Raw genomic sequence first — 19471 nt, 5'->3', positions numbered from 1 at the left:
CGGGCCGGGCCCGCCGGCTGTCAGAACGCCAGCTGGATCGCGAGATCGATCGCGAGCAGCGCGATCGAGCAGCCGATGCCGAGGATTACGTTCGGCAGCCGGTGTTCGAAATCGCGATTGTCGCGGCGCATCGCGGCGCCGAGCAGGAAGATCGCCTCGACGACGATCTGCAGCCCGACGAACAGCAGCATCAGCAGGTACTCGTAACCCATCTGCTTGAACGCGGCGAATTGCATCCCGTGATCGTGGATCCACTGGCCGACGCGCAGCAGTTCGTAAACGAACAGCAAGGCGGGAAACAGGTAGCTGATGAAATAGGTCGGCGCGGTGGCGTGCCGTAGTTCGAGGTGGAAGTGCTGATGCGTGGTGGTCATCACGAATCCCTCCTTGCAACGCATGATTGCGGTTGCGACGGCGGCGCGACAACGTGCGAATTGCGGGGTTACCCGAGGCACCGTGCGCAGCCGTACGACACCAGCATACTGCTGCGCGGGAAATTTGGCATGCAGTGCGTGCGTTCGTCGTAAAAATCCGTCAGTGCCGCGCGACGCGCTCACGGCGCCGTACGGGCCGGATGCGTGGTGCCCGATACATTCGGTAACAACCATTCCGGATGCTGTTCCAGATCGCCGGCCAATGCGCGCAGCGCACTCGATGCTCGTGCGAATTGCGCCAGTGTGCGGTGGAGGTTCGATGCGTTCGCACCCTCTTGCCGCAGCGTCGCCTGCGCGGCTGTGAATGCCTGTCGCGCGTTGCTCAGCGCATCATGCGCATGCGGTGCAAGTTCGGTATCGAGTTGCGCGAACAGCGCATTGGTGTCCACGAGCGCTGCGTTCAGATTCGCACCCATCCGATCGAGCGGCAACCGGGACAGGGTTCCGGCGATATCCGCAATTTGTACGCGCAGCACGTCGAGCGTGCCGGGCACGGTCGGGAGCGCGATCGGCTCGCGATTCGTGTCGACCGACGCGGGCGGCGCGTGCGGGAACATGTCGAGCGCGACGTACGAGCGGTTCGCGATCGGATTGCCCATGCGCAACTGGCCGCGTAAACCGCGCGCGACGAGCGTGCGCAGCAGTGCCTTGCCGGCATCGGTGTTGCCGTCGCCGAGTACGTCGTGATAGCGCTGCCCGAGGCGATCGGGGTAGAGCGCCATCGTCACGCGCATCGTCACGTCGCCGCGTGCTGCGTCGTATTCGGTGCCGACGGCCGTGACGTTGCCGAGTTCGATGCCGCGAAAATCCACCGGCGCGCCGACATCGAGGCCGCGCAGCGAGCGATCGAAACGCATCACGACGGGCGCGGCCGGCGCGTTCGGCGTGCGCATCGCGTCGATTTCGTTGTCGGCCACGCGAAAGCGCGCGCCGTCCGGCGCCGCGTCGATCGACGTGCGCCCCGGCGGCGCCGCGAACGCGAGCGCACCGGCGAGCAGCGCGGCGAGCGACGGCGTGCCGAGTGTCATGCCGCCCGCGTCGAGCCGCAGGCCGAGACCGCCCGCCTGCCACCAGCGCGCGTCCGCATCGACATACCGATCGAACGGCGCGGCGACGAACACGTCGATCGAGACGCCGTGCCCGTCGGTATCGAGTGCATAACCGGTCACCTGGCCGACGCGCGCGCGCCGGTGATAGATCGGTGAGCCGATCGCAACCGAGCCGAGCGATGCCGCGCGCAACGTGTAATGACGGCCGCGGTCTTCCGTGAGCGGCGGTGCATCGAGCCCGATGAACGTCGTGCGCGGTTCGCGCGAATCGCCGAGCGCGGCCGCGATGTAGGCGCCGGACTGCAACGAATCGAGACCGGAGAGGCCGCCGGGCCCGATGCGCGGCCGCACGATCCAGAAGCGTGTGTCCGCAACCGCCAGTGCCCGAGCATCGGTGTCCAGTCGTACCTCGACGCGCACGCCCGGTTGCCCGCGCAATGCGCGTACGTTCGTGACGCGGCCGACTTCGACGTTGCGCAGCCGCAGCGTCGATCGGCCGGCTTCCAGTCCTTCGGCTGTCGCGAACGCGAGCGTGATCGTCGGCCCGCGACTGCCGAGCGACGTGACACCCCATGCGACACAGAACGCGGCGGCCGCGAGCGGAACGATCCAGAAGAGCGACGCTCGCGGCCAGCGGACATGCATCTGCGCGAAACACGCCAACGTGCGCCGGCGCGTGTCAGTCGAATTGCGCGACGAGTGCATCGGCGCCCTTGTCGATGCCGGTTTTCGCCGCGCTGAGCGCGCCGAAACTCGCGCCGATGTTCATCGCATTCGGATACTGCTTCGTCACGTACGCGTTGATCAACCGGTTCGTCGCTGCATCGCGGATCTCCACCGCATAGATGACCGAGCCCGTGAACGCACCCTCGCGGCCACGGATCGCCTGCACACCGTTGTAGACGTTGCCCGCGAGATCGAAATGCGCGAATGCGCCGGCAAACGTCGTGGTCGTCACGGCGCCCGTCAGCGTCAGCTTCACGCGCAGCGTGTCGGGGCCTGGCGTGCTCGTCAGTTCGAAGCGCTTGCCGAGCTTCTTCGCGAACGTGTCGCCCATGTACGCGGCGAGCGTCGATTTGTCCTGGTCGGTCAGGTCGCCGAACTGATGGTCGGTGCCGCGATAGACGGCGACCGGGTCGAGAATCAGCTTCCGGTACTGATGCCAGTCCGCCGGCAGCGCGTAGCGGTAGGGCACGCGGCCGGACTTGTCCTGCGGATCGCTGCGCAGATAGGGTGACGATTCGATGCCGCTGTAGCGGGCGGGCTGGACGCCGGCGCATCCGGCGAGCGCGACGCACAGTGCGGCATTGAGCAGGTGGCTGGGCTTGATCGATCGGTTCATCTGATTCTCCGGGTCGGGGTTCGCGCCGGGGGTGCCGGTGCGAAGGGTGGTGCAACAGGGTGGCGTCGCCGCCTGGGGTTCATGAAAAAAACCAACCAGACGGTTTGTTCTTGGAGCGTAATGACCGCATGAATATCGGGAGCGGCAGGTGGTCCGGCAGTGCTCATCGGCCCGGCAGCCGTGCCACAGGCGGCGATCGCGTACCGGTGACCGGTGCGCGAAACAGCGCTGGATCCGGCGGAGCCGATGCGGGAGCCGATCGTAGCACCGCCATTTCCGGATGTAAACCGACCAGGCGGTTTGTTTGTGGTAGACTCCGCGCACTTCCTGCATGCGGTCGGGCCGGTTCGGCGCGACCGCGTTGCGTCACTCCATACCGGGGAAAGTTCATGGATAACCCGACGCGTTCCGAGCGAACGCGCACTGCCGCGATCCAGGCGGCGCTCGCGATCCTCGAGCGCGACGGCCCGGGCAAGCTCACGTTCGACGCGATTTCGCGCGAAAGCGGCATCAGCAAGGGCGGGCTGATGCATCAGTTCCGTACGAAAGGCGATGTGCTGAACGCGCTGATGGAACATCAGCAGGAGTACTACCAACGATTCCAGCGCGACTACCTGGCGGCACGCGATCCGGGTGAGGCGCAGCCGACGCTGTCCGCGCAGATCGCGACGATGCGCGAAGTGATCGACCAGCAGCCGTCGGCGGCGCTCGCGATCATGGCGGCGCTGGTCGAGGATCCCGCGCCGCTGCAGCGGGTTCGGGATATCGATGGCGAGAACGCGAAGCGCATCGCGGCTGAATCGGGCGATCCCGATCTTGCGCTGCTGCGCTGGAAGGCGGCCTGGGGCCTCGCGCTATCGGCGATGTTCGGGCTGTGTCCGCTGTCGGACGACGAACGCGCGCGGCTGTTCGATCGTTTGCTCGACGAGACGCAATGGCCGTCGGGCGGCGATGCTGCCGCCGCGCAACGCGGCACACCGGCGGCGAAAACGTCGCGGAAAAAATGAAGCGCGCGTTTGTCGCATGCGGCGCGGCGGTCGCCCGTTTCGTGCGCTCGCTGCTCGCGGTCGTGCTCGGGCGCTTGTGAGCTTATGGGCTTGTGACCGCCTGACCGGTGGTTCGCGCCGTTCAGCGTTTCGCTGCCGCGCCTTCGACAAACAGCTTCGCGACCGACTGAAACTCCCGTTTCAACGACAACCCCGGCACGGTCAGCCAGCGCAGCATCGCCGCGAGATACAGGTGATGGAACCACGTCGCGAGCTGGTCGGCCCGCAGCGTTGCGTTCAGTTCGCCGGATTGCTGCCCCGCGGCGATCAGTTGCTGCCACACCAGCGCGATATCGCTGCCGTTCTCTCCGCCGCTTTCCGGTTCGACCGTGCCGATGCTCAGGAAGCGGTGCCGCAGATAGGCGAGCAGGTACACCGGATGCTGCTCGCACCACGCGGCCGATGCGTCGAGCACGCAGCCAATGCGTGACGCGAAGGTCTTGCGCCGGGCAACATCACGCTGCAGATGCGCGAGATCGCGCGCGAGTTCGCCTTCGAGCCAGTGCGCGAGCACGGCTTCCTTCGTCGGAAAGTGGTTGTACAGCGTGCGCTTCGCGACGTCGGCCTGCGCGGCGATCTGCTCCATCGTGACGGCTTCGTAGCCGTGTGCATCGAACAGGCGCGCGCCGGTGGCGGCGAGATGCGCAAGCATCTGGATGCGCTTGCGCGCGCGGCGGCCCGGATCGTCGGTCGGAATCGGCATGGCGGGAGGGATTGACTGAAAGTGCACGAATTGCATTAGTATACGACGTGCACTTTTATGAATCCACCCGTTTCCGTTCGTTTCCGCTGCGCTCGAGGAGTCATGCATGAAGCTCGTCATCGTCACCTACGGCACCGAAGGCGACACGCGCCCGCTTGCGGCGCTCGGCCGTGCGCTGATGGACGCCGGACACGACGTCCGGCTGCTGGCCGACGCCGCGACGCTCGGTTCGGCTGCCGCGCTCGGTGTGCCGTCGGCGCCGTTGTCCGGCGATATGCGCCGCGCGATTGCGCCGGATGGCGCGTTGTCGGATGCGGTGCGCGGGCGCGGCGGCTTCAACGACACGTCGAAGGCGCTTGCGGCGATCGCGAATGCGAACACGGCCGCATGGATGCGAGAAATCACTGACGCGTCGGCCGGTTGCGACGCGATCCTCGTGTCGGGCCTCGCGTCGTTCGTCGGGCTGTCGGTCGCCGAGTATCGCGGCGTGCCGGCAATCGGCACGGGCATGATCCCGATTACGCCAACTGCGGAATTCGCGTCGCCGTTCCTGCCGCCGGGCAAGTTGCCGCGCTGGCTGAACCGCGCGAGCCACCGGTTCGTGAACGCGCTGCTGTGGCAGGCATTCAGGAAGGCGACGAACGCGGCGCGCGCAAGCGTCTGCGGGTTGCCGCCGCGCAAGCGGGTGTGGACCGATCATCCGATGCTGTACGGCGTGTCGCCGGCGCTGCTGTCCGGCCCGGCCGACTGGCCGTCGCAGGCGCTTGCATGCGGCCAGTGGCGGATCGATGCGCGCGCATGGACGCCGCCGCCCGAACTTTCCGCGTTTCTCGACTCGGGCGATCCGCCGGTGTATATCGGTTTCGGCAGCATGGCCGGGTTCGACCGGGCCGCGATGGCCGACGCGCTGGTCCACGCGCTCGCCGGGCGGCGTGCGCTGTTCTATCCGGGTTGGAGCGGCATCGATGCGTCGCTGTTGCCGGCGCACGTGTGCGTGATCGGCGAAACGCCGCACGACTGGCTGTTCCCGCGCACGTCGATGGCGATCCATCATGGCGGGTCGGGCACCACGCATTCGGCCGCGCGGGCCGGCATTCCGTCGGTCGTCGTGCCGTTTGCCGGCGATCAGTTCTTCTGGGCGGACCGGCTACGGAGGCTTGGCGTGACGGATGCGCCGGTGGCGGGGCGGCGCGTGGACGCCGCTGCGCTTGCGCGAGCGATCGCGTTTGCCGAACACGGCGACACGAAGGCGCGTGCCGTGGAACTCGGCACGCGTATCGCGCGGGAAGACGGTTTGAAGCTGGCGGTCAGTGAGATCGAGCGATGGGGGCAGCCCGGCGCGCGCTGATACCGCGCGTCAGAAATGCCCGGTGAACCGGTAACGGCTGCCCGGATGCCATAGATTGGCGACCGACGCGACCATCCCTTGCGACCACGTGCGCCGATGCAGCAGCAGGCACGGCTCGCGGTCGTCCATCGTCAGATGGCGGCGCGTTTCGGTGTCGGGCATCGCGGCCTCGATCCGGTATTCGACGCGCTGCAGCGGCGCGACGCGCGTCAGGTACTGGTTCGGCGTCGTCGTCGTGAAGTCCTGCAACGCGTATTCGGGTGCGCAGGCCGGATTGACCCAGCGTTCCTCGAGCTGCACGGGCGTGTCGTTCTCGAAGTGCAGCACGCGCGAATGGAAGATCGGGCTGCCCGTGTCGAGCTGCAGTTCGTCGGCGAGCTTCGCATCGGCGATGGCCGCGCCGACCTGCAGCACCTGCGCGCGATAGCCGTGGCCGCGCGCGGCGACTTCGTCGGAGATGCTGCGGATCGCGACGAGCGTCGATTCGTATTTCGGCGACGCGACATACGTGCCGGAGCCGCGCGTGCGCGTGAGCACCTGCTCGGCCGTCAGCTCGCGCAGCGCGCGGTTGACGGTCATCCGCGCGACGTTGAATTCGCGCGCGAGCTCGTTCTCCGACGGCACCTGGTCGCCTTCCGCCCATTCGCCGGCATGAATGCGCGCGAGGATGAAGTCCTTGATTTCCTGATAGATCGGTGTGGTCATGGGATCACGGTTCGAGTGTCGGCAGCGGCCCGCCGCCGATTGCCGATCCGGCGCGCGCCCGGCGCCGAGTGTACCGGTTTCGCGGACGCGCGGGCCCGGATTCCCCGAATGATCCCTGTTCGGCCGGCGCGCGTCCATGCGGGATTGCACAGAGCGGCCGGCCTGCGACGATGCGCGCGCGGTCAGAACCGATGCCGGATCCCGACCGTCGCAACCACCTGCGTGTTCGTCGACGAAGCCGCGAGCCCCGTGACGTTCGCGAACCCGAGCGTCGTGCCCGACGGCACGCCGAACTGGTGCTGGTACACGGTTTCCGCATACACGTCGGTACGCTTGCTCAGCGCGTAGTCGGCCATCAGCGTCACCTGATGCCATTTCGGCCGGTGGCTGCCGGTTGCATCGTCGTAGCGGCCCTCGGTGAACGTATAGGCGCCCGCGAGCGAGACCGCCGGCGTCAGCGCGTAGCGCGCATTGACCTCGTAGTTGTCGAAACGCAGTGCGTTCAGCGCGCCAGGCAGCGACGACTCGGCCGTTTCGTCGAACATCGAATGCGTCCACAGTGCGCCGACCGTCAGCCGGTCGAACGCGTAGCTGCCGCCGGCGCCCATCACGCGCTGGCGCACGGCCGGGAAGTTCGCCCCGTCGTTGTTCGACAGCGCACCGCCGGCCGTCAGCCCGCCGCGGTTGAGCTGCAGGTACGCGGCGGCGAGGTTGACCGGCCCGTTCGCATACGACACGCCGGCGCTGTACGCACGATTGTTCGCGAAGCCGCCGGCCGCATTGCTGAACCCGTACAGGCCGCCGAACTGCCAGCCGGCGAGCGTCGGGCTCGTGTATTTCACTGCGTTGTCGATGTAGAACGAATCGTCGATGTTGTCGTTGTCGAACGGATGCGACGCGAGGTTGTTGCCGTCGCCGTTGTTCGCCATCGCGAGCGGGCCGAGATAGTCGACGACGGCGTCGTACTGGCGGCCGAGCGTCAGCGCGCCGTACTGGTCGCTCTGCAGGCCGACGTACGCGCGGCGGCCGAACATCGTGTTCCGGTACGACTGCGTGCCGTTGTTCAGGTTGAAGCCGTTCTCGAGGCGGAACAGCGCATGCAGGCCGCCGCCGAGATCCTCGTTGCCGCTCAGGCCGAAGACGGTATTCGACAGCAGGCCGCTGCCTTGCTGCCATGCGCTTTTACCCGTCTGGTTGTTGGTATAGACGATACCCGCGTCCAGCATCCCGTAGAGCGTGACGCTGCTTTGCGCATGCGCGGCAGCGCCGAAGAATGCGAGGGAGAGGGTACCGACGACTGCTTTTTTCATGGAGAGTGCTTCCTGGAAAGGCCCGTCACGACGGGAACGACGATCCGTCGCGCGCACCGATGGCGAACGCACGCGGCTCGTGAAGAACTGCGCGCGTTCGCGCCGGATACGCGCGTTCGAATCGATGAAACGGGTGGGGCGCGTGACGCGTGTCACGCGTGGCCGCGGCGAGCGCCGGCTAGTGCTGCAACAGGCGGATCGTGCCGAATTCGGCGGCCGGCAACAGGCGGAGGATCGACAGGATCGCAGGCGACGCCTGCGAGCGCGCGACTTCGAGCTCGATGCACGCGCGCCCGGTGCGGTTGTCGATCGCGGCGGTGTAGAAGTTGAGCGCGGCGCCGACGGCCTGATGCAGGCGGCGCCGCACGAGCGCGAGGTTGTCCGATTCGACGCGGATCGACAGCAGCACGAGTTCGTCCGCGGGGGACCGGCGCCGCGAACGAATGGGCGGCAGATCGCGTGAAGCAGCGGATTCGGTTCTGGTCGATTTCATGCTTTCATCCCCGGGTCGCATCATGCTCCGCACCGCGGAGATCTCGTGTTGTTCATGACGCCCATTCTAGGAATCGCCGTGGCGATACGGTGTATAGACTCGCACCGACCCTGAAAAGAACGCGTAAAGACACCGGTTCCACCGGCTTTCGTCTTTACGGCTTTTTTATTCCCTGTAAAGAAAATGAACACCGCTTTGATACGCGGATTTCTACACTGTCGCATCCCATTCGCCAGTCGAGCATGGGGGCGTCATCCGGGCTCGTGCCGACACGACAAGGCCCGATGCGCCGACGATCGCGTGGATAGGCCGCGCAACCGAACAAAAAGGGGAAAGCCATGTTGTGGATCACCGGCGCGTTATCGATCGCGCTCTTTATCTATCTGTTTCATGCGTTGATCAAGCCCGAGCGGTATTGATCGGCGCGATTCAACAGAAATTCGAAACTATCGGTGGATGTCATGAGCGATCTGCTTTTCGTACTGTTCACGCTCGCGTTCTTTGTATTGACGGCCGGTTTCATCACCGGCCTCGACCGGATCTGAGCGAGCGTCGACATGTTCAACAATCTCATTCAATTCGCGATCGTTCTCGCGATCATGCTGGCGCTGGTGCCCGTCGTCGGGACATGGCTCGCGCACGCCTTCACGAGCCCGCGCCACGCGTGGGCCGAACGCCGTACCTATGCGCTGCTCGGCGTGAATCCCGACGAAGCGATGTCGTGGCAACGCTACGGCATGGTGCTGCTGCTCAGCAATGCCGGGATGATGCTGCTCGGCTATCTGCTGCTGCGCATCCAGGATGCGCTGCCGTTCGATACGCTGCAGCGCGCCGCGCAAAGCCCCGACCTCGCCTTCAACACGGCCGCGTCGTTCATCACGAACACGAACTGGCAGGCGTATGCGGGCGAGAGCAGCCTGTCGAACTTCTCGCAGATGGCCGTCATCACGTTCCTGATGGTGGTCAGCGCGGCAACCGGCGTTGCGGCCGCGGGCGGTTTCATCCGTGGGCTGAGCCGCAGGAGCGCGGCCGACATCGGCAACTACTGGGTCGATTTCACGCGCGTGACCTATCGCGTGCTGCTGCCACTCAGCTTCATGATGGCGCTCGTGTACGTGTGGCAGGGCATGCCGCAGACGCTCGCGTCCGATGCGTGGGCGACCACGCTCGAAGGCGTGCGCCAGCAGATCGTGATGGGGCCGGTTGCCAGCCTCGAGTCGATCAAGCATATCGGCACGAACGGCGGCGGCTTCTTCAGCATGAACGCCGCGCATCCGTTCGAGAACCCGACGCCGCTCACCAACACGCTGCACATGCTGTCGATGCTGCTGATTCCGTCCGCGCTGACCTACACGCTCGGCACGATGATCGGCCGGCGCCGTCAGGGCTGGGTGATCCTCGGCGCGTTCGTCGTGATGTTCGTCGGCTTCCTGGCCGTGATCTACCCGGCCGAGCAGCACGGCAATCCGTTGCTCACCGGGCTCGGCGTCGACCAGCAGATGAGCGCCATGCAGCCGGGCGGCAACATGGAAGGCAAGGAGATGCGCTTCGGTATCGCGCAGACGAGCCTGTTCGCGACCGTCACGACGGCCGCGACCACCGGTTCGGTCGACGCGATGCATGACTCGCTGACGCCGCTCGGCGGGCTGGTGCCGATCGCGCAGATGATGCTGAACAACGTGTTCGGCGGCGACGGCGTCGGGCTGATCAACCTGTTCACGTTCGCGATCCTCACGGTGTTCTTCGTCGGGATGATGATCGGGCGCACGCCGGAATTCCTCGGCAAGAAGATCGAGGCGCGCGAGATGAAGCTCGTGATGCTCGCGGTGCTCGCGCATCCGTTCAGCATCCTCGGCTTCACCGCGTTGGCGTCGGTGCTGCACTCGACGATGGACAGCCTCGCGAACCTCGGCCCGCACGGCTTCAGCGAGGTGCTGTACGCATACACGTCGGGTACGGCCAACAACGGCTCCGCGTTCGCGGGCCTGAACGCGAACACGCCGTTCTTCAACACGACGATCGGCTTCGCGATGCTGATCGGCCGCTACCTGACGCTGCTGCCGATGCTTGCGGTCGCGGGCAGCCTCGCCGCGAAGAAGAGCGTGCCGGAAAGCGCGGGCACGCTGTCGACGTCGACGGGCCTGTTCGCCGGCCTGCTGATCTTCGTGATCCTCGTCGTCGGCGGTCTCACGTTCCTGCCCGCGCTCGCGCTCGGCCCGGTCGTCGAGCACCTGCTGATGTCAGGCGGCCAACTGTTCTGAGGGAAACATCATGATGCAAGGCAATCGCCAGGCAGCGGCCGCCGCCGCGCCGGCACCCGGTTCTTCGTTCGGCGCGGCGACGCGCGGCCTCGTGCGGCCGGTGATCGCATCGTCGGTGCTGTTCATGCTCGTCACCGGCATCGCATATCCGCTGCTCACCACGGGCGTCGCGAACGTGCTGTTTCCGTCGCAGGCGCGCGGCAGTCTCGTCCAGCGCGACGGCACGACGATCGGCTCGGCGGTGATCGGGCAGCACTTCACGCGCGCCGGTTACTTCCATTCGCGGCCGAGCGCGACGACCGGTACCGATCCGGCCGATCCGTCGAAGACGGTCGACCAGCCGTACAACGCGGCCGGTAGCGGCGCGAGCAACCAGGGCGCGACCAGCAAGAAGCTGCTCGCGGATATCGCGCAGCGCGTGCGGGCGTACCGGCACGATAACGGGCTTGCCGACGGCACGCCGGTGCCGGCGGACGCCGTCACCGCGTCCGCGTCGGGGCTCGATCCCGAGATCTCGGTCGCGAACGCGCGGCTGCAGGCGGCGCGGGTCGCGCAGGCGCGTGGCGTCGATGCCGCGCAGGTCGCGGCACTGGTCGACCGGATCGCCGCGCCGCGCCAGCTCGGCGTGCTCGGCGAACCACGCGTGCGCGTGCTCGACCTGAATCTCGCACTCGACCGTGCACTCGGCCACACGGCCGGCGCGCGGCAAGCGCAGCAATAACGGAGTCACTCATGTCTCATATCGAAAGCCCGATCAACCAGGCGGCCATGCCGATCGGCGGCGTGCCGTCGATGCGCTGGACGGCCGTGCTGCGCGAGGCGTTCCGCAAGCTCGCGCCGCGGGTGCAGCTGAAGAACCCGGTGATGTTCGTCGTGTATCTCGGCAGCATCGTCACGACCGCGCTGTGGCTGCAAGCGCTGACCGGCACCGGCGACGCGCCGGCCGGTTTCATCTTCGCGGTCGCGTGCTGGCTGTGGTTCACCGTGTTGTTCGCGAACGCGGCCGAGGCGCTGGCCGAAGGGCGCGGCAAGGCGCAGGCCGATGCGCTGCGCGCGGCGCGCAAGCGCGTGTATGCGAAGGTGCTCGACGAGCCGAAGCAATTCGGCAGCACGAGCCATCGTGTGCCGAGCGACGAGCTCGCCGCCGGCAGCATCGTGCTCGTCGAAGCCGGCGACACGATTCCGGCCGACGGCGAAGTGATCGACGGCGTTGCGTCGGTCGACGAATCGGCGATCACCGGCGAATCCGCGCCGGTGATCCGCGAGTCGGGCGGCGATTTCTCGTCGGTGACGGGCGGCACGCGCGTGCTGTCCGACTGGATCATCGTGAAGATCACCGCGCAACCCGGTGAAGCGTTCCTCGACCGGATGATCGCGATGGTCGAAGGCGCGAAACGCGGCAAGACGCCGAACGAGATCGCGCTGACGATCCTGCTCGTTGCGCTGACAATCATCTTCCTGCTCGTGTGCGCGACGCTGCTGCCGTTCTCGCAATTCAGCGTGCTGCTGAACGCGTCGGGCTCGGCCGTGAGCCTGACCGTGCTGATCGCGCTGCTGGTGTGCCTGATCCCGACCACGATTGGTGCGCTGCTGTCGGCGATCGGCATCGCGGGGATGAGCCGCATGATGCGCGCGAATGTGCTCGCGACGTCGGGCCGCGCGATCGAGGCGGCCGGCGACGTCGACGTGCTGCTGCTCGACAAGACCGGCACGATCACGCTCGGCAACCGCGAGGCCGTGCAGTTCCGGCCGGCGCCCGGCGTGGACGAGCGTGCGCTGGCCGAGGCCGCGCAACTGTCGTCGCTGGCCGACGAGACGCCCGAAGGGCGCTCGATCGTCGCGCTCGCGAAGCAGCGTTTCGCGCTGGACGTGAGGGCGGTCGACGGCAGCATCGCGGTGCCGTTCAGCGCACGCACGCGGATGAGCGGCCTCGATATCGGCGAGCGGCAGGTGCGCAAGGGCGCGGCGTCCGCGATCCGCGCGCACGTCGATGCGCTCGGCGGCGCGTTCCCGCAGGCGGTCGAGACGGCCGTCAACGATATCGCGCGGCGCGGCGGCACGCCGCTCGTCGTCGCCGACGGCTCCAGGGTGCTCGGTGCGATCGAGCTGAAGGACATCGTCAAGCACGGGATCGCCGCGCGTTTCGCCGAGCTGCGCAAGGTCGGCGTGAAGACGGTGATGATCACCGGCGACAACCGGCTGACCGCGGCCGCGATCGCGGCGGAAGCCGGCGTCGACGACTACCTCGCCGAAGCGACGCCCGAAGACAAGCTGCGGCTGATCCGCGAGCACCAGGCGAAGGGCCATCTCGTCGCGATGACGGGCGACGGCACCAATGACGCGCCCGCACTGGCACAGGCCGACGTGGCCGTCGCGATGCACAGCGGCACGCAGGCGGCAAAGGAAGCGGCCAACATGGTCGACCTCGACAGCAACCCGACCAAGCTGATGCAGGTCGTCGAGGTCGGCAAGCAGATGATCATGACGCGCGGCGCGCTGACCACGTTCAGCGTCGCCAACGATCTCGCGAAGTATTTCGCGATCATCCCGGCCGCGTTCGTCGTGACGTACCCGGCGCTCGGCGCGCTGAACGTGATGGGGCTGCACAGCCCGACGTCGGCGATCCTGTCGGCGGTGATCTTCAATGCACTGATCATCGTCGCGCTGATTCCGCTCGCGCTGAAGGGCGTGAAATATCGGGCGGAGCCGGCCGAGAAGCTGCTGTGGCGCAACCTGCTGATCTACGGCGTCGGCGGGATCGTCGCACCGTTCATCGGCATCAAGCTGATCGACATGCTGTTGACGCCGTTTATCTGACCGAACACGCCGTCGCGGCCCCGCTCACGCCCTCGCGGCGTGCGCGGGGCCGTTCGGCGTTTCAATTGCCGGAAGCGATCATGGATGTGAACGTGAACGAAGCGAATCGACGGGCCACGGGGCTGCGGGATACCGCCGCCCGCCACCGCGAGGCCGGCGCACGGCACGAACGCTGGCGGTTCGTGCTGCGCGCCTGCGCGGGTATGGCCGACCGCATCGCGGGCGCCGGGCCCGACACGCGGCCGGCGCTGGCCGTGCGCGAAGCGCGCCCGCGCACGCACGTGTGGGTGTCGCAGTACGCGGTGCCGCTGCTGTTGGCCACGCTCGTCTGCGCGCTGGCGACGCTTGCGGCGAGCGCGCTGCTGCGTGTGTTCGATCTGTCGAACGTCGTGATGCTGTTCCTGATGACGGTGGTGCTGATCGCGCTGCGGCTCGGCCGGCTGGCCGGCGCGTGGGCCGCGTTCGTCTGCGTCGGCTGCTTCGACTTCTTCTTCGTCGAGCCGAGGCTGTCGTTCGCGGTGTCCGATACGCAGTACGTGTTCACGTTCGCGCTGATGCTGGCCGTCGCGCTCGCGATCGGCCAGCTCGCGGCGCGCCTGCGCGCGGAGGCACGCGCCGCGCGCGCGAACGAAAAACGCTCGGCCGCGCTCGCGCGGGTCGCGCACGATCTGTCGGCCGCGATCGAGACCGAGCAGATCGCGTCGATCTGCACCGGCACGATCGCGCCGCTGCTCGGCGTGCGCGTCGCGCTCGTGCTGCCCGATGCGGACGACCGGCTGGCGCCCGTGCCCGGCGCGTGGTTCGTCGATCTGTCGGCCGCGCACTGGACATACGAGCAGGCGCGCAGTGCCGGGTGCGGGATGCCACCGTTCGAGCGTGCGGCCGCGCAGTACCTGCCGCTGAAGGCGCCGATGCGCGTGCGCGGCGTGCTCGTGCTGTTCGGCGACGCGCAGCCGGTGCCGACGGACCCCGACGATCGTCGCCTGATCGACGCGCTGTGCTCGTCGATCGCGATGGCGCTCGAACGCGTGCACTACGTCGGCGTCGCACAGCACACGCTCGTCCGGATCGAAGGCGAGCGGTTGCGCAACGCGCTGCTGGCCGCCGTGTCGCACGACCTGAAGACGCCGCTGACCGCGATCCGGGGGCTGGCCGAGACGCTGGAGCGGCCCGAGCGTCTGGCCGACGGGCAGCCGGCGGCACTCGCGCACGGCATTCGCAACCAGGCGGAGGCGCTGCACGGGCTCGTCGTGAACCTGCTTGACCTCGCGCGGATGCAGAGCGAAGGCGTGCGGCTCAATCGCGAGTGGCACATGCTCGACGAGATCGTCGGCAGCGCGCTCGCGCATTCGGCCGGCGTGCTGGCCGGCCGCGACGTGAGTGCCGACTTGCCGGCCGACCTGCCGCTGATCGACGTCGATGCGCTGCTGATCGAGCGTGTGCTGATGAACCTGCTCGACAACGCCGCGAAGTATGCGGGGGCGGACGCGGCCGTGTCGGTGCGCGCGCGCGTGTTCGGCGAAACGCTCTACGTGTTCGTCGAGGACGACGGGCCCGGCTTCGTCGCGCGCAACACCGAGCCGCTGTTCGAGCCGTTCGAGCGCGAACGCAAGGAATCGTCGATCAGCGGCGTGGGGCTCGGGCTCGCGCTGTGCCGCAGCATCGTCAACGCGCACGGCGGCTCGATCCGCGCGGTGCCGCTCGATCCGCACGGCGCGCGGTTCGAGATTCGTCTGCCATTGGGCGCGCCGCCCGACATCGAACACGAGAGCCGCACATGATCAGATCGAAGGTACTTATCGTCGAGGACGAATCGGACATCCGCCGTTTCGTCCGGATGGCGCTGGAACAGGAAGGGCTCGACACCTGCGAGGCGTCGACGGCCCGCGAGGCACGGATGTATGCGACGAGCAGCAAGCCCGATCTCGTGATCGTCGATCTCGGGCTGCCGGACGACGACGGCAAGACGTTCATCCGCGAGCTGCGCGAGTGGTCGACGGTGCCGGTGATCGTGCTGTCGGCGCGGCAGCAGGAAGTGGAGAAGGTCGCGGCGCTCGACGCGGGCGCGGATGATTACCTCCCGAAGCCGTTCGGCGTACCCGAGTTGCTGGCACGGGCGCGTGCGCAGTTGCGGCGCGCGGCGTTCGTGTCGGCCGACGGGCAAACGTCTTCGGTTGTGCGGTTCGGCGACGTGACCGTCGATCTCGGCCGGCACGAAGTCGTCCGCGGCGGCGCGCCCGTCCACCTGACGCGCCTCGAATTCCGGCTGCTCGCCGCGCTGATCCGCGCGCGCGGCGGCGTGATCGCCGCGCGGCAACTGCTGGCCGAGGTGTGGGGCATTCACGACGCGGATCGTGCGCACTACGTGCGCGTGTACATGACGAACCTGCGGCAGAAACTCGAACCCGTGCCGGCGCGTCCGCGGCACCTGCTGACGGAACTGCAGTTCGGCTACCGGCTGGTCGGACTGGAAACGGTCGGCGCGGCCCGGGGAGTATAGACAGGTGCCACGTGCCGTCCGGTCTTGGCTGTAGGCATCGAGAAAGTCTTAATTCAGCATTGCGTAATGCGTAATTAATTGAAATATAAGGATATTCTCGACCCGCGACTAAAACTCGCCGACATAGAGATAAACACGGATTGCTGGCGATGCCCCCGAAAAGGCAAAGTTGTATGTACAACTTCGGATGTCGCCAAAAGGGGCGATTTCCGGGTTGGAAGGGTTCGCGGCGGAGTCGCCGTGCCGGCAGCGCCGGCGCGGTCCACCCGACGGGGCCCTTGCCCAGTTCGCCTCTGACAGGAACGCCATGAAGAAACTCGCGCTCAGTATTGCCCTTGCCTGCATCGCGGTCGGTGCCCACGCCAAGGATTGGTCGACGATCCGGTTCGGCGTCGACGCCAGCTACCCGCCGTTCGAATCGAAGGACGCAAGCGGCAAGGTCGTCGGCTTCGACGTCGATCTCGGCAACGAGATCTGCGCCCGCCTGAAGGCGAAATGTGTGTGGGTCGAGAACGACTTCGACGGGATGATCCCGGCGCTGAAGGCGAAGAAGTTCGACGGCGTGCTGTCGTCGATGTCGATGACGCCGGCGCGCGCCGAGCAGATCGCGTTCTCCGACAAGCTGTTCAACACGCCGACGCGTCTCGTCGCGAAGAAGGGCGCGAATCTGCAGCCCACGGCCGAATCGCTGAAGGGCAAGTCGGTCGGCGTCGAGCAGGGCACCATCCAGGAAACCTACGCGAAGGCGTACTGGGCGCCGAAGGGCGTGCAGGTCGTGCCTTACCAGAACCAGGACGGCGTGTACCAGGATCTGACGTCCGGCCGTCTCGACGCGGCGCTGCAGGACGCGGTGCAGGCCGACATCGGCTTCCTGAAGACGCCGCGCGGCGCGAACTTCGAATACGCCGGCAAGGACATCGACGATCCGAAGACGCTCGGCAACGGCGCCGGCATCGGCCTGCGCAAGGACGACGCCGACCTGAAGGCGAAGATCGACCACGCGATCGCCGACATCATCAAGGACGGCACGTACAAGAAGCTCGAGAAGAAGTACTTCGCGTTCGACGTCTACGGCGGCTGACCGACCATGCGGCGCGCATCGGCTGCGGTGCGCGCCGCGTCTGTTACCGGGCGCCGCCCGCGTCACGGGATGCGTCGGGCTTGATGAGCAGGTTGCATCAGGTAGTGCGTAGAAATCGTTTGATGCGCGGGTAATGGCTATTGACAATCCAGCCACATCGTTCTGGATCCCTTATATGATTTTCCAAGGATTTGGCCCGCTGCTGTGGGCCGGCACGGTCGAGACCGTGAAGCTCGCGGTGCTGTCGCTCGCCGCGTCGCTCGTGCTGGGCCTCATCGGCGCGAGCGCGAAACTGTCGACGAACCGCATGCTCAAGGCGATCGGCACCTTCTACACGACGCTGATCCGCGCGGTGCCGGATCTCGTGCTGATGCTGCTGCTGTTCTACGGGATCCAGATCCTGCTGAACAACTTCACCGACATGCTCGGCTGGGACCAGATCGACATCGACCCGTTCGTGGCCGGCGTCATCACGCTCGGCTTCATCTACGGCGCGTACTTCACCGAAACATTCCGCGGTGCGTTCCTCGCGGTGCCGCGCGGCCAGCTCGAAGCGGGCTTCGCGTACGGGATGAGCGGCTGGCGCGTGTTCCGCCGCATCCTGTTCCCGCAGATGATGCGCTTCGCGCTGCCCGGCATCGGCAACAACTGGCAGGTGCTCGTGAAGGCCACCGCGCTCGTGTCGATCATCGGCCTCGCCGACGTCGTCAAGGCGTCGCAGGACGCGGGCAAGAGCACCCTCGATTTCTTCTTCTTCACGCTGGCCGCAGGCGCGATCTACCTCGCGATCACGACGGTGTCGAACGTCGTGCTGCATCACCTCGAGAAGCGTTATTCCGTCGGCGTCCGGAGGCTCGCACTGTGATCGAACTCGTCAGCCAGTATTGGCAAAGCTATCTCTACACCGACGGCTACCGTTTCAGCGGCCTTGCGATCACGCTGTGGCTGCTGGTCGTGTCGATCGCGCTGGGCTTCGCGCTCGCCGTGCCGCTCGCGATCGCACGCGCATCGTCGAACCGCTGGATCTCGGGCCCGGTGTGGCTCTATACGTACGTGTTCCGCGGCACGCCGCTCTACGTGCAGTTGCTGATGTGCTACACGGGCATCTACAGCCTGCAGGTCGTGCACAACCACGTGCTGCTCGACGCGTTCTTCCGCAACGCGATGAACTGCACGCTGCTCGCGTTCGTGCTGAACGAATGCGCGTATGCGACGGAGATCTTCGCGGGCGCGATCAAGTCGACGTCGGCCGGCGAGATCGAGGCCGGGCAAGCCTACGGGATGTCGCGCTTCAAGCTCTATACGCGGATCATCCTGCCATCCGCGCTGCGCCGCTCGCTGCCGAGCTACAGCAACGAAGTGATCCTGATGCTGCACGCGACGACACTCGCGTTCACCGCGACCGTGCCCGACATCCTGAAGGTCACGCGCGACGTCAATTCGGCGACGTACATGTCGTTCCAGGCCTACGGCATCGCGGCCGTGCTGTACGCCGCCGTCGTGTTCACGCTCATCTGGGTGTTCCGCAAGCTCGAGACGCGCTGGCTCGCGTATCTCTCGCCGCGCAGCCATTAACGCATTCGCAAGATTCGCAAGGAAGGACCAAGCATGTACAAGCTCACCGTTGACAACCTGCACAAGAAATTCGGCGACAACGAGGTGTTGAAGGGCGTGTCGATGAAGGCGAAGGCCGGCGACGTGATCAGCATCATCGGCTCGAGCGGCTCCGGCAAGAGCACGTTCCTGCGCTGCATCAACTTCCTCGAGCAGCCGTGCTCGGGGCAGATCACGATCGGCAGCGAGCCGATCCAGACCACGCGCGACCGCAACGGCTCGCTGCGCGTGGCCGACCAGAAACAGCTGCAGCGGATGCGCACGAAGCTGTCGATGGTGTTCCAGCACTTCAACCTGTGGGCGCACATGACGGTGCTCGAGAACGTGATCGAGGCGCCGATGGCCGTGCTCGGGATCGGCAAGGATGAAGCGATCGCCCGGGCGCGCAAGTATCTGGAGAAGGTCGGCCTCGCGCCGCGCGTCGAGGGCATGTATCCGTCGCACCTGTCGGGCGGCCAGCAGCAGCGTGTCGCGATCGCGCGTGCGCTCGCGATGGAGCCCGAAGTGATGCTGTTCGACGAGCCGACGTCGGCGCTCGATCCGGAACTCGTCGGCGAAGTGCTGAAGGTGATGCAGAAGCTCGCCGAGGAAGGGCGTACGATGGTCGTCGTCACGCATGAGATGGGCTTCGCGCGCAACGTGTCGAACCACGTGATCTTCCTGCATCAGGGGAAGATCGAGGAAGAAGGGAATCCGCAGGAGATTCTCGTGAATCCGAAGAGCGAACGGCTCGGGCAGTTTTTGTCGGGGCGGTTGAAGTAAGTCAGC

Annotated in this window: 19 protein-coding genes; 12 read left to right on the top strand and 7 right to left on the bottom strand. The window is 66.7% G+C overall.

Translation table 11 applies throughout. The annotated features are described in order from the left end of the window. Positions 1 to 20: 20 nt before the first annotated feature. The 3 genes from ACN22W_RS26395 to ACN22W_RS26385 form a co-directional block, all read right to left on the bottom strand. On the bottom strand, positions 21 to 374 hold the full coding sequence (locus tag ACN22W_RS26395; RefSeq protein ID WP_419687662.1) for a hypothetical protein: 354 nt from the start codon (positions 372 to 374) through the stop codon (positions 21 to 23). Between the two features lie 179 nt (positions 375 to 553). Then, on the bottom strand, positions 554 to 2128 hold the full coding sequence (locus ACN22W_RS26390) for an intermembrane transport protein PqiB (RefSeq protein ID WP_419687661.1): 1575 nt from the start codon (positions 2126 to 2128) through the stop codon (positions 554 to 556). Between the two features lie 34 nt (positions 2129 to 2162). Continuing rightward, positions 2163 to 2825, bottom strand: a complete 663-nt coding sequence (locus ACN22W_RS26385) for a DUF3313 domain-containing protein (RefSeq protein WP_048250086.1) — start codon at positions 2823 to 2825, stop codon at positions 2163 to 2165. 389 nt (positions 2826 to 3214) lie between these two features. Here ACN22W_RS26385 and ACN22W_RS26380 point away from each other — a divergent pair, with 389 nt between their 5' ends. Next, positions 3215 to 3832 (top strand): TetR family transcriptional regulator, encoded by a 618-nt coding sequence (locus tag ACN22W_RS26380; RefSeq protein WP_129516745.1) that lies wholly within the window; start codon positions 3215 to 3217, stop codon positions 3830 to 3832. 121 nt (positions 3833 to 3953) lie between these two features. Here ACN22W_RS26380 and ACN22W_RS26375 read toward each other — a convergent pair whose 3' ends face one another. Further along, complete coding sequence (locus ACN22W_RS26375) at positions 3954 to 4574, bottom strand: TetR/AcrR family transcriptional regulator (RefSeq protein WP_419687659.1); 621 nt, start codon at positions 4572 to 4574, stop codon at positions 3954 to 3956. Positions 4575 to 4680: 106 nt separating this feature from the next. On the opposite strand from ACN22W_RS26375, the gene ACN22W_RS26370 reads away from it, so the two are divergent. Next, positions 4681 to 5922 carry a glycosyltransferase gene (locus ACN22W_RS26370; protein ID WP_419687657.1) on the top strand — a complete coding sequence of 414 codons (1242 nt, stop codon included), beginning with the start codon at positions 4681 to 4683 and terminating at the stop codon, positions 5920 to 5922. A 9-nt stretch (positions 5923 to 5931) separates the two neighbouring features. Here ACN22W_RS26370 and hutC read toward each other — a convergent pair whose 3' ends face one another. The 3 genes from hutC to ACN22W_RS26355 all read right to left on the bottom strand — a co-directional run bounded on the left by hutC (position 5932) and on the right by ACN22W_RS26355 (position 8430). Continuing rightward, positions 5932 to 6627: a histidine utilization repressor gene (gene hutC / locus ACN22W_RS26365; RefSeq protein WP_048250090.1), complete on the bottom strand. Its 696-nt coding sequence runs from the start codon at positions 6625 to 6627 to the stop codon at positions 5932 to 5934. A gap of 182 nt (positions 6628 to 6809) precedes the next feature. After that, positions 6810 to 7937, bottom strand: a complete 1128-nt coding sequence (locus ACN22W_RS26360; protein WP_419687655.1) for a porin — start codon at positions 7935 to 7937, stop codon at positions 6810 to 6812. Positions 7938 to 8115: 178 nt separating this feature from the next. After that, complete coding sequence (locus ACN22W_RS26355; protein ID WP_419687654.1) at positions 8116 to 8430, bottom strand: hypothetical protein; 315 nt, start codon at positions 8428 to 8430, stop codon at positions 8116 to 8118. 338 nt (positions 8431 to 8768) lie between these two features. Between ACN22W_RS26355 and kdpF the strand changes: the two genes are divergently transcribed. From kdpF to ACN22W_RS26305, 10 genes are all read left to right on the top strand, one after another. Further along, positions 8769 to 8849, top strand: coding sequence for a K(+)-transporting ATPase subunit F (kdpF, locus tag ACN22W_RS26350; protein ID WP_063778223.1), 81 nt, complete (start codon positions 8769 to 8771; stop codon positions 8847 to 8849). A 138-nt stretch (positions 8850 to 8987) separates the two neighbouring features. After that, complete coding sequence (gene kdpA / locus ACN22W_RS26345) at positions 8988 to 10691, top strand: potassium-transporting ATPase subunit KdpA (protein WP_419687653.1); 1704 nt, start codon at positions 8988 to 8990, stop codon at positions 10689 to 10691. Positions 10692 to 10701: 10 nt separating this feature from the next. After that, on the top strand, positions 10702 to 11412 hold the full coding sequence (gene kdpC / locus ACN22W_RS26340; RefSeq protein WP_419687652.1) for a potassium-transporting ATPase subunit KdpC: 711 nt from the start codon (positions 10702 to 10704) through the stop codon (positions 11410 to 11412). A gap of 47 nt (positions 11413 to 11459) precedes the next feature. Then, entirely contained in the window at positions 11460 to 13508 is a 2049-nt protein-coding gene (gene kdpB, locus ACN22W_RS26335; RefSeq protein WP_419689836.1) for a potassium-transporting ATPase subunit KdpB, read from the top strand. An 80-nt stretch (positions 13509 to 13588) separates the two neighbouring features. After that, entirely contained in the window at positions 13589 to 15289 is a 1701-nt protein-coding gene (locus ACN22W_RS26330) for a DUF4118 domain-containing protein (protein ID WP_419687650.1), read from the top strand. Continuing rightward, a complete protein-coding gene (locus ACN22W_RS26325) occupies positions 15286 to 16008 on the top strand; it encodes a response regulator (protein WP_419687648.1) in 723 nt (240 codons plus the stop codon). Before ACN22W_RS26330 ends, ACN22W_RS26325 begins: the two co-directional genes overlap by 4 nt. A 307-nt stretch (positions 16009 to 16315) precedes the next feature. Further along, entirely contained in the window at positions 16316 to 17089 is a 774-nt protein-coding gene (locus ACN22W_RS26320; RefSeq protein WP_048250099.1) for an ABC transporter substrate-binding protein, read from the top strand. 175 nt (positions 17090 to 17264) lie between these two features. After that, complete coding sequence (locus ACN22W_RS26315; protein ID WP_129516757.1) at positions 17265 to 17954, top strand: ABC transporter permease; 690 nt, start codon at positions 17265 to 17267, stop codon at positions 17952 to 17954. Next, positions 17951 to 18664, top strand: a complete 714-nt coding sequence (locus ACN22W_RS26310) for an ABC transporter permease (RefSeq protein ID WP_412025065.1) — start codon at positions 17951 to 17953, stop codon at positions 18662 to 18664. Before ACN22W_RS26315 ends, ACN22W_RS26310 begins: the two co-directional genes overlap by 4 nt. Before the next feature lie 33 nt (positions 18665 to 18697). Beyond that, complete coding sequence (locus tag ACN22W_RS26305; protein ID WP_042973307.1) at positions 18698 to 19465, top strand: ABC transporter ATP-binding protein; 768 nt, start codon at positions 18698 to 18700, stop codon at positions 19463 to 19465. The last annotated feature ends 6 nt before the right edge of the window (positions 19466 to 19471 follow it).

The organism is Burkholderia theae, from assembly GCF_048565265.1.
GTDB classification, from domain to species: domain Bacteria; phylum Pseudomonadota; class Gammaproteobacteria; order Burkholderiales; family Burkholderiaceae; genus Burkholderia; species Burkholderia theae.
This window is presented reverse-complemented; position numbering and strand designations above follow the sequence as displayed.